Origin of the sequence: Streptomyces liliiviolaceus (assembly GCF_018070025.1) — a bacterium.
In the GTDB taxonomy this organism is placed as follows: domain Bacteria; phylum Actinomycetota; class Actinomycetes; order Streptomycetales; family Streptomycetaceae; genus Streptomyces; species Streptomyces liliiviolaceus.
Window position 1 is genome coordinate 516133 of the sequence record NZ_JAGPYQ010000001.1, and the last position, 12428, is coordinate 528560.

Sequence of the window (12428 nt, forward strand, 5' to 3'; positions counted from 1 at the left end):
GCGTGGGGCGGGACGGCGGACCCGCCGGTGCCGGCCGCCTCCCCCACCGGGCGCGCAACCCCATTCCGCCCAAGCGGCCTCCGCTCCGGCGAAGTCCGCCCCGGCGGCGCGTCCCGACCAGCAAGGATCGACCATGGCGTCCAGCCTGACGAAGGACTCGGCCTCTCCGGGCACCCCCGGTTCCGGATACGAGCAGACCTTCTTCGGCCACCCCCGCGGACTGGCCACACTCTTCATGACCGAGATGTGGGAGAGGTTCTCCTACTACGGCATGCGGGCCCTGCTCCCGCTCTATCTGGTCGCCCCCGGCGGCCTGCACATGAGCGCGACCACCGCGACCGCGATCTACTCGGTGTACCTGTCGCTCGTGTACCTGCTCGCCCTCCCCGGCGGCTGGTTCGCGGACCGCGTGCTCGGCCCCCGCAAGACCGTCGCCGTCGCGGGACTGGTCATCATGCTGGGCCATCTGACGCTGGCCCTGCCCTCGTCCGGCACCTTCTTCGCGGGCCTCGGTCTGGTCGCGATCGGCTCGGGTCTGCTGAAGGCCAACATCTCGACGATGGTCGGCCACCTCTACAAGGGCCCGGACGACCCGCGCCGCGACGGCGGCTTCACCGTCTTCTACATCGGCATCAACCTGGGCGCCTTCGCCGCCCCGCTGGTGATCGGCACCGTCGGCGAGAAGGTGAACTGGCACCTGGGCTTCGCGCTCGCCGCGCTCGGCATGGCGCTGGGCCTGGCGCAGTTCCTGATGGGCCGCCGCCACCTCGACGCGCGTTCCGACGTCGTCCCGACGCCGATGTCCGCCGAGGAGAAGTCCTCGACCCTACGCAAGGGTCTGCTGTGGCTGGCCGTCGCCGCGGTCTTCTACGCCGCCGTCGGCCTCTCCGGCCACTACACGCTGAACTGGATCATGGTCCCGCTCGCTCTGATCGGCCTGATCATCCCGGTCTGGGTGATCGCCAGGATCAAGCGCGACAAGTCGCTGGACCAGGTCGAGCAGTCGCGGATGTCGGCGTACATCTGGTTCTTCGTCGCCGCGGCCGTCTTCTGGATGATCTACGACCAGGGCGGCTCCACGCTGTCGATCTTCGCCGAGTCGTCGGCCGAGAACAGCGTCTTCGGCTGGACCTTCCCGGTGTCCTGGTACCAGTCGGTCAACCCGGTCATGATCATGGCGCTCGCCCCGGTCTTCGCCTGGGCGTGGCTGGCGCTGAACCGGGCCGGCCGCGAGCCGAGCACGATCGTGAAGTTCGCGTCCGGTCTGGTCCTGGTCGGTGCCTCGTTCTTCCTCTTCCTGGCCCCGCTGTCGATCGCCGAGGGCGGTCACAAGGCCGCCGCGCTGTGGCTGGTCGCCATCTACTTCGTCCAGACCGTCGGTGAACTGGCCCTCTCCCCGGTCGGCCTCTCCGTCACCACGAAGATGGCCCCCGCGAAGTACGCCTCCCAGATGATGGGCGTCTGGTTCCTGGCCGTCACGGCCGGCGACGCGACGACCGCGCTGCTGTCCATCGCGGGCGTCGACCTGAACGGCATGGGGATCGTGGCCCTGGAGGCCACGCTCGCGGTGGTCGCGGGCGCGGCGATCTTCATGTACCGCAACAAGGTCAAGTCCTTGATGGGCAACGTGAACTAGCCGCTCCGCCAAAGACGAAAGATTGCGCCGTTCCCCGCGCCCCCAGATATCTGGGGGCGCGGGGAACGGCGCAATCTTTTAGGGGCGCGGGGAACTGCGCGGCCAGCCACAGCGGACCCGCAGCCGACCCACGCACCTCACCCCCGCCGCCCCCGGGGCATAAAGGTGAACACGGCGCCACCCAGCAGCACCGCCGTCCCCGCCACAAGCCCGAGCGCCCGCAACCCCCCACCGTCATCGCTACCGGTGTCAGCGAGCCCACCCCCGGAACCAGAGGCACTCCCCCCGGACCCGGATCCAGACGCACTGCCCCCGGCGGAGCCACTCCCCCCGGCCGCCCCACCAGGCTGCGCGGACGTGTCCAACGTCAAGGACACCGCGGTCTTCGTAGGCGTGCACGTGGTCGTCGTCCCGAGCGCCTTCACCGTCAGCACGCCCGGCGACAGCGTCGACTCCCCGTCCGCGCCCGGCTTGTACGTACCGGTCATGTCGGAGATCACCATGGGATCCCCGGACTTGATGGCCTCGGCGTTGGTCGGCCCCTCGACCGCCACCGTGCCCTTGTCGGCGCCGCCCAGCACGACCTCCATGGACGGCTTGACGGAGTCGGCCGGGATGTCGGCGGGGCTGTCCATCACGGACCCCTTGAACTGGACGGTGAGGTCGTAACTCCCGCCGTTCTTCTTGGCGTTGATCTGCACGGGCGAGGTCGCGTTCTTGTCCCCGATCGGTGTCTTGCACGCGTAGGGGATGTCGACGGCCTTGCCGGTGAAGTCGGTCTGTTCCTCACCACCGCCGGTGCTGCCGCCCGTGTCACCGCCCCCGGCGTCACCACCGGTGTCACCCCCGGTGTCGCCTCCGGTCGTGTCCCCCGGCGGCGTGGGTGTCGGACTCGTCGGATCGGGCGACTCGGGAGGCGGGTCCCCGTCCCCCGCGGTGACCTTGATCGTCGCGGCGGGCTGCACCGTCTCCGTGGGCGCGCACTTGGTGTCCGTGGACATGACGTTGATGGCGTACGCGTCCGGTGTCAGCGTCACCTCGCCGGCCGCCGTCAGTTTCAGTTTGCCCTTCATGTCGGACAGGATCATCGCCCCGCCCTTGGGGATCGCCGGGTTCTCGCGCGCCCCCTGCATCGCGACGGACGCGGTCTGCGCACCGGCCGCCTTGAGGGTGCCGGACGGCTGCACCGAGTCGGCGGGCAGGTCGATGAGGTCGGGGTTCTTGGACGCGGCCTGCGTGAACTTCCACACCACGTCGACCTCGTCGCCGACCTTCGCGGTGGCGGGCGCGCTGACCTCGACCTTGGTGGTGCCCTTGACCGTCGGCAGCCCGGAGACCGGAGGGGGTACGCAGTCGGTCGCGTAGGACACCTCGGCGGCCTGGGCGGGCGCCGCCGCCACCCCCAGCAGGACTCCCGCACCGCCGAGCATCATCGCGACTCCGGCCGCACTCGCTCGCCGGCCGCCTCCGGACTTCGTCGGTCTCGGCCGGACTCTCCGTTGCGTACTCACGTGTTTCCCTTCCTGGTGGGGGTCGTCGGGGTGTTCTCGTGCGGTGCGGAGAGCTGGTCGGCCTCGGCGGCCCCGGGATCGGTGTCCGGGGTGAACCAGGGCAGAGCGGACTGCGTACGGGCCCCCGTACGCGTACCTGTGCCGGAACCGGAACCGAGGCCGGAACCGGGACCGAGGTCTGAGCCGGATCCGGCCGGGTCGTGGTCGTCGGCGGAGTCCCTGGAGGCGGGCGAAGGACGCAACTTCGGCATCCGCAGGGTGACTTCGGGCAGCCGCAGCCCCCCGCGCCGCACGCCGTGCGCGCCCCGACCGGGCCGCACACTCCGTCCGCCTCTGCTGTCCCGGCCGCCCCGGCCGCTCCCGAAGCGTCCGGCGCGCTGGTTGGGCCCGCTCGGCCGTACCCGGTCCACCACGGCCATCCCGGTCCGGAACAGCGCGGCCGGTACGACGACGCAGACCAGGATCCAGAAGAGAGTCACGCCCCAGGGGCGGCCCACGCCCCACGGCTGCTCGGCGAGCACCTTGCCGCCGAACTTCAGGGAGACCGTGTAGTCGCCGTGCGCACCGGCCGTCAGCTCCACCGGCAGGGAGATCCGTGCCTTCTTGCCGGGGCCGATGGTGCCGCGCCACTGGTGTTCCTCCCACTGCGGGGCGAACACGCCGTGCGAGGTGCCGACCTGGAACACCGGGTTCTTCACGGCGGTGGTGCCGACGTTGCCGACGGTGAAGTCGAGCTTGCGGGACGGCGGCGCGCCGAACCAGGTGAGCAGACCGCTCGACCCGTCGAGCCGGGTGTCGGTGAGCACCGAGAGCCGCCCCGCGGTGTCCTCCTTGGGCAGCGGCTCGACCTCGTGTCCCGCGACCAGGAAGGGGGCGTCGGCCTCCGCCTTCGCGCCGGTGACGGTCGCGACATGGACCACGCAGGGGCACGGTACGGGAGGTTCGGTGACCGGCAGTTTCTTGCTGAACCGGCCCTTCGCGTCGGTGGTGACGGCACGTCCGTCCGCGTTGGCGCAGGAGTTGGTCCCGCCGATCACGCCCCGGTCGGTCGAGGACCGACCGCAGATGAGCATCATCAGCAGGGCGTTCGCCCGCCAGCCACTGCCGCTCACCGTGAGGGAACCGCCCGTCCCCGCCTGCGACTTGGAGAGCTTCACCTGCGGTTTCTCCGCCGCCGAGGCAGCACCTCCCACCAGCGGGAACAGCACGAGCGCGAGCGCCACGACCACCGCAGCCACGGCCGCCCGCCACCGACTCACCCCTTCAGCCGTGCCGCTCACATCACCGCTCCCGTCGACTCGACTTCCGTACGCGGCTCCCCGGCGGCCACGACCGGCCCAGGCCGCCCCGGCTGCCCCGACTGCCCCGGACGCCGTACGCGCCACACCCGCCGCACCCGTCGTACGAGCCACAGGGCGCCGCCCGTACACACCGCGAGCCCGGCCGCCGCGCCCGCGACCACCCCCGCCTTCGGTACGAACCACGCCTCCGCGGCGCCCTCGGCACGGGCCCCGCCCTCCGCCGTGACCGTCAGCTCGACGTCGACGCCGTCGAGGGCGGGCGGGTCGGGCCAGGGTTCGTCGAGCCGGACGCGGCGGCCGGGGAGCAGTTCGACGGGCAGGGTGCGCGGGGCCCTGTCGAGCACCGCGCCGAACAGCCCCTCGGCGCGTACGCCGAGCTTCGGGGTCAGCACGGTGGTGCCGCGGTTGACCAGTTCGTAGGAGATCCGGCCGTCGTGGATCCGCACGTGCTCGACCGTGAGCGCCGAGAGGGTCGGGCCGCCGACGCGCAGATGGACCCGTACGGCCGCGGTCCGGCCCCCGGCGCTCGCGAGGATCGCGCCGGGGTGGTCGCCGGGCGCGGTGTCCGCGGGGACGCTCACGGTGAAGGGCACCTCGGCGCGGGTGCGCGCGGGAATCCGTACCGTCCGTTCGGCGAAGGTGATCCAGGCGCCGGTGTCCTTGGCCCGCGCCCGTACGGAGGGCGTTCCGTCGCGGTCGTTGTCGGCGTCGGCGCCCCGGAGCCGTACCGTCAGGGGTTCTCCGCCGGGGTTGCGCACCGACACGGTGTCCTGGAGGACCGTGCCGGGCGCGCCCTCGGCGTAGAAGTACGGCCGGCCGTCCTGGATCCCGCCCGCCGAGGGCACGACGGACCAGTCGTCGTCGGCCACGGAGACCGGGGCGACGCCGAGCACGGTCACGGAGGCGAGGCAGAGGGCACGGACGGCGAACGGCATCGGCGGCTCCGTAGCAGAAGGGCTGGTGCGGGGCGGTTCAGCCGCGGGCCTGGTGGCGCCGGGTCAGCCACAGCACGCCGGCCGCGCCCGCCAGCAGGACGGTGCCGCCGAGTGTGCCGAGGGCGATCGCGGAGTCCTCGGGACCGGTCTGCGGCAGGTCCTCACCGCCGGCCGGGGCGTCCTGCGAGGAGCCGGTGGTGCCCGAGCCGCCCGTGGAGCCGCCGCCCGCCGCCGCGACGGTCAGGGTCAGCGAGGGCTTCGGGCTGTTGCCGGGCGTGCACGTGGTCGTCGTACCGAGGGCCTTGATGGTCAGCACGCCCGCGGTGAAGGTGACCTTGCCGCTGCCCTTCGGGGTGTACGTGCCGGTCAGATCGGTGATCTTGATGGGGGTGTTGGCGGGGATCGCGGCCGGGTTCGGCGGGCCCTTGACCGCCACGGTGCCGCTGTCGGCGCCGCCGAGTTTGATGACCGCGCTCGGGTTCATCGCGCCCTTGCCCAGTTCTACGGGGCTGGACGAGACGCCCTTCTCGAAGGTCATCGTGAGCCGGTAGCCGCTGCCGCTCTTGACACTCTTGATGTCGATGGGCGAGACGGCCGACTTGTCACCGATAGGGGTTTTGCACTGGTAGTTGACGTCCACCACGTCGGCCCGGGCTGCGGGGGCGGCCATCAGCACCGCCGAGCCGGCCAGGGCCGCGGCGGACGCGAGCGCTGCGGTTCGTTTCTGGTACGTCCGGTATGACACGGTCCCTCATTCCCGAAGGCGTTCCTGACACGGTTCCTGACGGAACATCAGATCGGCCGTCAAGGTACGCCCGGCCCCTTGCCGAGGGAAGACAAAATGCGCACCGGATCCGTGAGGATCCAATGCGCACGGGGTGAGCGACGGGGCCGGGGGTCAACTCGGGAAGGGCGTTCCAGGAGGGGCAGGTCCGAAGGACCGCCCCGTCAGGGGCGCGGGGAACTGCGCGACCAGCCCCCACCGGACCCGCACCCGAAAACACGCAGCCGACGCGGCCCACAGGGCACCGCACCGCACCTCACAAAGGGCAACGCCACGGCAAACGGCTACGCCGGCGCACCCAACTCCGCCCAGACCGTCTTCCCGGCAACCCCCTCCGCCCGGATCACACCCCAGTCCAGACACAGCCGCTGCACGATGAACATCCCGTGCCCACCGGGCCGCCCGGCCCGATGCGGCGTCCGCGGCGCGGGCTGACCGGCCCCACGGTCGGACACCTCGATCCGCAGCACCTTGTTCTCGCAGGAGATCCAGAGCTCGTCCGGACCCTCCGCATGCAGGCACGCGTTGGTGACGAGTTCGGAGACGACCAGCAGCACATCCTCCGCCGCGGCCCGCCGATCGGCGGTGGCCGCGGGCAGCCACCCCCACTCGTACAGCGCCTGCCGCGCGAAGTCACGGGCGAGCGGAACGACCCCGCTCTCGCCGTCGAAGCTCAGCCGGCGGGCATGACGCCCGGGGGGCGTACCGCCCGGAGACGCCCCGGAAGCGCCGCCGTCGCCCGATTCAGGGCCGCGGTCGCCCGGCGAGTAAGGCCGGGTGGTGCTCATCAGCGCTTCACCTCACCGATTCACCAGTTCACGATTCAAGACTCAGTTCTCAGCACATTCAGCACACGCGGCGCACTCGGAAAGCTCGGGACACTCGGGCTCCGGGAGTGGTCCGGGACTGCCGCGCACTTGCCGTTCGGTCCGTTGACATATTCAGGATGTCTCCTGCCCGACCGAACCGCCGGAACACCCACTTGTTCGGTACGGATGACGAGACTCCGCCATCCTGCGGACCACGTCGATCACACCGACCGCGTAGACCACGTCGATCACACCGAGGGCGACCTGGACACAACTGTGCCGCAGGACGACACCTCGGGGCGACTAGTCACCCCGATCGGCCGCGGGCCGGTCGGCGCCGCCCTCGCCCGCCGCCGCGGAACCGTCCACCGCGGAGCCGTCCGCCGCGGAGTCACCTGCCCCGCTCTTGTCGTCCAATGCCGCTTCCAGCGTGTCGTGCACGGTGAAGACGGCCTCCGCCCCGGTGATCTCGAAGACCCGGGCCACCACCGGCAGCATTCCTGCCAGGTGGACCCCGCCACCGGCGGCCTCGGCGCGCAGCCGAGCACCGAGAAGGACGTTCAGTCCGGTGGAGTCGCAGAACTCCAACCGTGAACAGTCCACGACGAGACGCACGAACCCGCGGTCGAGGCAGTCCTCGACCGGTTCGCGCAGAAGATCCGCCGTATGGTGATCCAGCTCACCCGCCGGGGTGACGACGGCACTAGTGCCCTCTTCTCGCACCTCGACCAGAAGCCGGCCCGACTGTGCGCTGCCGACCGTCCCGCGGTCCATGCCGTCTCTCTCTTCCGACCGATGTGGTTGTTCGTTGACGCACTCGAACCCTACGCCTTCCCTGCACACTCTGACACCCGAACAACCGCCAAGAATCGGACATTTCACCGCAAAACTCACTTGCGGGCGAGTCACGAAAGCGGGTAGGGCTAGTAGAGACAGTTTTCGACACGGCCGGCTTTGGAGGCGCCGCACACCGCAGTGCACGTATTGGCATCGGCAGCCATATGCCGAGAACGATGGAGGACATCATGTCACCCCGGCTCGACGCATCGCAGGCCCAGAGGGCGACGTCGACACGCCCTCTGGACGAACTGGAAGAAGAGTCCGCCGACGAGAACGCCGGCCTCGCCGGGCTTCCCGAGATCCCCCCGTTCGCGGAGGTGGGCCCGGTAGACGCGCGAGCGCTCTCCAAGACCCTCTTCGAGCGGCTTGAGTCGCTGGAGGAAGGCACCTCCGAGTACTCGTACGTCCGCAACACTCTGGTCGAACTCAACCTCGCCCTGGTCAAGTTCGCCGCCTCCCGGTTCCGCTCCCGCAGTGAGCCGATGGAAGACATCATCCAGGTCGGCACGATAGGCCTGATCAAGGCGATCGACCGCTTCGAACTCAGCCGCGGCGTCGAGTTCCCCACTTTCGCGATGCCGACCATCGTCGGCGAGATCAAGCGCTTCTTCCGTGACACGTCATGGTCCGTGCGCGTACCGCGAAGGCTGCAGGAGCTCCGCCTCGACCTGGCCAAGGCGGGCGACGAACTCGCACAGCAACTGGACCGCGCTCCGACGGTGGGAGAGCTGGCGGAGCGTCTGGGGCTGTCGAACGACGAGGTCGTCGAGGGCATGGCGGCGTCCAACGCCTACACGGCCAGCTCACTGGACGCCCAGCCCGAGGAGGACGACTCCGAGGGCGCGCTGGCGGACCGGATCGGTTACGAGGACCACGGGCTCGAAGGCATCGAGTACGTGGAGTCGCTGAAACCGCTGATCGCCGAACTTCCGCACCGCGACCGGCAGATCCTGTCGCTGCGCTTCGTCGCCAATCTGACTCAGTCGGAGATCGGCGAGGAACTGGGCATCTCGCAGATGCACGTGTCGCGACTGCTGTCGCGGACGCTGGTGCGTCTGCGAAGGGGTCTGACTGTCGAAGAGTGACACCTTCGCCGTAGCAGGACACGCGCGGGGCCGAGCCGGACAGACCGGCCCGGCCCCGCGCTTTCCGCTACCGGGCCGCCCACCCATCTCCTGGACCCGCCCCTCTTCGCGCCCTTCCTCGCGCACCTGCTCGGCAAGCGGGTGTCGCCAGAAGTACTGGATCGCCGTCATCACGTCCCTTCCGTTCGATCCGGTCAACGGGCTACACGGCGGCCAGGTCACACCACACGTACTTGCCTCGGTTGCCGTGTCTGAACAGGGGGTGCCAGCCCCAGGCGTCGGAGCACGCGTGGACCAGGGCAAGGCCTCTGCCGCCCTCGGCGTCGGCGAGGGCCGTCAACTCTCCGGGCGGCTCTGGCGGTTCGGGGTCCGTGTCCCACGCTCCGATCCGCAGGACCCCGACCGACCAGCAGACCCGGAGGGTCGCGGGCCCCTTCGTGTGGAGCACGGCGTTGGCGACCAACTCGGTCGCGAGGAGTTCGGCGACGTCGACGAGGCGGATCAGCCCGTGCATGGTGAGGATGAGGCGCAGGGTGCGGCGGCAGATCGTGACGCCGCGGGGGTCGTTGGGGATGGAGAGGGAGTACTCCCAGGGTTCAGCCTCGTTTTCGGGCATGCGGCAGCTCCAGGTGGGGGGGGCGGGGTGGATGCACGGGCGGTGGCAGGGCCGCAGCCGTCATGGCAGGACGGAGCGGTGCGCTTCCGCAGCGTGTTCGTTACGTCACCGAAGGTAGGGCATTAATTAATGCCGCTGCAACCGACTGCGTAACCTGCCACCCGTACGTGGCACACCGCAGAGCGGTCGACAATCGGAGGGCGTATGCCGCCAAGGAGTCATCCCACGGCACGCCAGGCTCGCCTGGGAACCGAACTGCGCAGGCTGCGCGAGGCTTCCGGCCTTAAAGCACGCGATGTTGCCGCGTTCCTCGACTCCACCTCGACGCAGATGAGCCAGATGGAGGCGGGCATCGCAGGCGTCAGCGCGGAGCGTATCCGGCGCCTTGCAGCCCACTACGCCTGCCCGGACGAAGCACTGATCGATGCGCTCGCAGCCATGGCAGGCGAGCGCACACGCGGGTGGTGGGACGAGTACCGGGGCGTTCTGCCCCAGGTGAACCTGGACGTGGCCGAGGCGGAGCACCATGCGACGTTCTTGCGAGAGGTCGTCATCACGCACATTCCCGGACTGCTGCAAACACCTGCCTACGCGCGGGCGATCTTCGGGTACATGCGTCCGGAACTGCCGGAGAGCGAGCTGGCGCCTCGGGTGGAGCACCGGATGAAGCGGCACGCCGTCATCGAGGGCGCCAGCCCGCCCCCGTACGAGACAATCATTCACGAGTTCGCGCTACGCGTCCGCGTGGCCGACCGCCAGGCCTCGGTCGCCCAACTCCGCCGCATCCTGGTCGAGATCGAGCAGGGGCACGCCACCGTACGTGTCATCCCGACCGATCAGGACCACTTCGCCGGAGCCGGAGCCTCGATGCTGTACTTGGGCGGTCCGCTGGCCCGCCTGGACACCGGGCTCAAGGACACCCCCGGCGGAACCATGTTCATCGACGCCGAAGCACAGCTGGAACGGCTCCGAACGCTCTTCCGTAAGGTGGAGAAGGCGTCCATGGAACCCACGGCGTCCCGGGACTTCATCCACCGCCTGACGAAGGAATTGTGAGGCACCCCATGAGCCACACCCTGCACTGGCAGAAGTCCACCTTCTCGGACGGCGGTGAGGGCAACACCTGCGTCGAGATCGCCGTCTCCCCTGGAACCGTTCACCTCCGCGAAAGCGACTCCCCCGGTGCCGAACTCAACACCACCGTCGGCCCGTTGGCCCACCTGATACTCGGGGTGAAGGCCGGCGCGGTCCGCACCACAACGTAATCAAGGAGTCGCGAACCGCATATGGACGAAGCCCTGCGCTGGCAGAAGTCGACCTACTCGGGGGGCGGCGAAGGCAACACCTGCGTCGAGATCGCCGTCTCCCCTGGCACCGTCCACCTCCGCGAGAGCGACAGCCCCACCACCGAACTCTGCACGTCCATGGGCCCGTTGGCCCACCTGATACGCAGGGTCAAGGCCGGCGGGGTCGGTGCCCTGATCTCAGCCGCGCCGACGACCGGGGCCCCGGACGGTCGCCGCCCACTCCGGCGTCGCTCGACAGCGCATGAGAGTAGAGAAGATCTGCTGCCCGAGAGCTACGTCCGGGCGGACCACCAGCTCGACGCCGAGGAAAGCACTCCGCCCAGCACGGGCTGACACGACGCCGGACGACTGCAGGTCAGACCGTACGGACTCCGCGCCTCCACACTTCCGAAACCAGCGGCACCCCCGGCCGGTACGCCAAGTGCACGTGGCTCGGGGCGTCCAGGAACGCCAAGTCGGCGTACGCGCCCGGAGCCACGCGGCCGACGTCGGTGCGGCGCAGAGCCCGCGCCCCGCCCGCCGTCGCCGACCAGAGCGCCTCGTCCGGCGTCATGCCCATGTCCCGTACCGCGAGCGCGATGCAGAACGGTACGGACGACGTGAAGGACGAGCCCGGGTTGCAGTCCGTCGACAGGGCGACCGTGACACCCGCATCGAGCAGGCGGCGGGCGTCCGGCCAATCGGCGCGCGTCGAGAACTCCGCGCCGGGCAGCAGCGTCGCCACCGTGTCGCCGCTCGCGAGCGCGTCCACGTCCGCGTCGGTGAGGTGCGTGCAGTGGTCGGCGCTGGCCGCGTCCAGCTCGACGGCCAACTGCACTCCGGGCCCGTACGAGAGCTGGTTGGCGTGGATGCGCGGGTGGAGCCCCTTCGCCCTGCCCGCCGTGAGGATCGCGCGGGCCTGGTCCCCGTCGAAGGCGCCCTTCTCGCAGAAGACGTCGATCCAACGCGCGTACGGGGCACACGCGTCGAGCATCTCGCCGGTGACGAGCGCGACGTACGCGGCGGGGTCGTCCGCGTAGTCCGGCGAGACGATGTGCGCGCCGAGGTAGGTGACCTCGTCGGTGTGCGCGGACGCGATGCGCAGGGCCCGCGCCTCGTCCTCGACCGTCAACCCGTAGCCGGACTTCGTCTCGAACGTGGTCGTGCCCTGGCGCAGAGCCTCGTCGAGGTAGTGGACGACGTTGCGCTCCAGCTCCTCGTCGCTCGCGGCGCGGGTGGCCGCGACGGTCGTGCGGATGCCGCCGGCGCTGTAGGCGCGGCCGGACATCCGGGCGTTGAACTCCTGCGTGCGATCGCCGGCGAAGACCAGGTGGGAGTGGGAGTCCACGAAGCCGGGGATCACCGCTCGGCCACCGGCGTCGACCCGATTGTCAGTGGCGGGTGCTTTTCTTGAGTCACCGGTCCACGCGATGCGGTCGCCGTCGATGACGACGGCCGCGTCCTGGATCAGACCGAGCGGAGATCCGTCACCGAGGGAGGAGTCGTTGGTGACCAGACTGGCGATGTTGGTGATGAGAGTCGTGCTGCCGGTATTGCTACCGCTGATGCTGCTCATGGCGTCCTTGAGGGCAGTCGGGGCAACAGGGGCCCGTTCGGGGCCGGAG

The 12428-nt window shown here is 70.1% G+C and carries 12 protein-coding genes and 1 pseudogene; 5 read left to right on the forward strand and 8 right to left on the reverse strand.

Annotated elements, in window-relative coordinates; genetic code table 11:
- Nucleotides 1-133 precede the first annotated feature (133 nt).
- Entirely contained in the window at nucleotides 134-1636 is a 1503-nt protein-coding gene (locus tag J8N05_RS02200; protein ID WP_210880799.1) for an oligopeptide:H+ symporter, read from the forward strand.
- 137 nt (nucleotides 1637-1773) lie between these two features.
- Here the strand turns inward: J8N05_RS02200 and J8N05_RS02205 are convergent, their stop codons facing one another.
- The 6 genes and pseudogenes from J8N05_RS02205 to J8N05_RS02230 form a co-directional block, all read right to left on the reverse strand.
- The gene (locus tag J8N05_RS02205) at nucleotides 1774-3066 is read right to left on the reverse strand and encodes a hypothetical protein (protein WP_210889965.1); all 1293 of its coding nucleotides are present in this window, start codon (nucleotides 3064-3066) and stop codon (nucleotides 1774-1776) included.
- 77 nt (nucleotides 3067-3143) lie between these two features.
- Nucleotides 3144-4427, reverse strand: coding sequence for a hypothetical protein (locus J8N05_RS02210; RefSeq protein ID WP_407699880.1), 1284 nt, complete (start codon nucleotides 4425-4427; stop codon nucleotides 3144-3146).
- Nucleotides 4424-5383, reverse strand: coding sequence for a COG1470 family protein (locus tag J8N05_RS02215; protein ID WP_210880800.1), 960 nt, complete (start codon nucleotides 5381-5383; stop codon nucleotides 4424-4426). Before J8N05_RS02215 ends, J8N05_RS02210 begins: the two co-directional genes overlap by 4 nt.
- Before the next feature lie 37 nt (nucleotides 5384-5420).
- The gene (locus J8N05_RS02220) at nucleotides 5421-6128 is read right to left on the reverse strand and encodes an LPXTG cell wall anchor domain-containing protein (RefSeq protein ID WP_210880801.1); all 708 of its coding nucleotides are present in this window, start codon (nucleotides 6126-6128) and stop codon (nucleotides 5421-5423) included.
- A 323-nt stretch (nucleotides 6129-6451) separates the two neighbouring features.
- On the reverse strand, nucleotides 6452-6955 hold the full coding sequence (locus tag J8N05_RS02225; protein WP_210880802.1) for an ATP-binding protein: 504 nt from the start codon (nucleotides 6953-6955) through the stop codon (nucleotides 6452-6454).
- 423 nt (nucleotides 6956-7378) lie between these two features.
- Nucleotides 7379-7750, reverse strand: a pseudogene (locus J8N05_RS02230) (STAS domain-containing protein); the annotation flags it as partial.
- A 251-nt stretch (nucleotides 7751-8001) separates the two neighbouring features.
- On the opposite strand from J8N05_RS02230, the gene J8N05_RS02235 reads away from it, so the two are divergent.
- Nucleotides 8002-8901, forward strand: a complete 900-nt coding sequence (locus tag J8N05_RS02235) for an RNA polymerase sigma factor SigF (RefSeq protein WP_210880803.1) — start codon at nucleotides 8002-8004, stop codon at nucleotides 8899-8901.
- Nucleotides 8902-9103: 202 nt separating this feature from the next.
- Here J8N05_RS02235 and J8N05_RS02240 read toward each other — a convergent pair whose 3' ends face one another.
- Nucleotides 9104-9517 carry an ATP-binding protein gene (locus J8N05_RS02240; RefSeq protein ID WP_210880804.1) on the reverse strand — a complete coding sequence of 138 codons (414 nt, stop codon included), beginning with the start codon at nucleotides 9515-9517 and terminating at the stop codon, nucleotides 9104-9106.
- A 204-nt stretch (nucleotides 9518-9721) separates the two neighbouring features.
- Between J8N05_RS02240 and J8N05_RS02245 the strand changes: the two genes are divergently transcribed.
- The 3 genes from J8N05_RS02245 to J8N05_RS02255 are packed head-to-tail and all read left to right on the forward strand — an operon-like array spanning nucleotide 9722 to nucleotide 11157.
- Nucleotides 9722-10573, forward strand: a complete 852-nt coding sequence (locus J8N05_RS02245) for a helix-turn-helix domain-containing protein (RefSeq protein WP_210880805.1) — start codon at nucleotides 9722-9724, stop codon at nucleotides 10571-10573.
- Nucleotides 10574-10581: 8 nt separating this feature from the next.
- Nucleotides 10582-10782 carry a DUF397 domain-containing protein gene (locus J8N05_RS02250; protein ID WP_210880806.1) on the forward strand — a complete coding sequence of 67 codons (201 nt, stop codon included), beginning with the start codon at nucleotides 10582-10584 and terminating at the stop codon, nucleotides 10780-10782.
- Between the two features lie 21 nt (nucleotides 10783-10803).
- Nucleotides 10804-11157, forward strand: coding sequence for a DUF397 domain-containing protein (locus J8N05_RS02255; protein WP_210880807.1), 354 nt, complete (start codon nucleotides 10804-10806; stop codon nucleotides 11155-11157).
- Nucleotides 11158-11179: 22 nt separating this feature from the next.
- Here the strand turns inward: J8N05_RS02255 and hutI are convergent, their stop codons facing one another.
- Nucleotides 11180-12379, reverse strand: a complete 1200-nt coding sequence (gene hutI / locus J8N05_RS02260) for an imidazolonepropionase (protein ID WP_210880808.1) — start codon at nucleotides 12377-12379, stop codon at nucleotides 11180-11182.
- Nucleotides 12380-12428 lie beyond the last annotated feature (49 nt).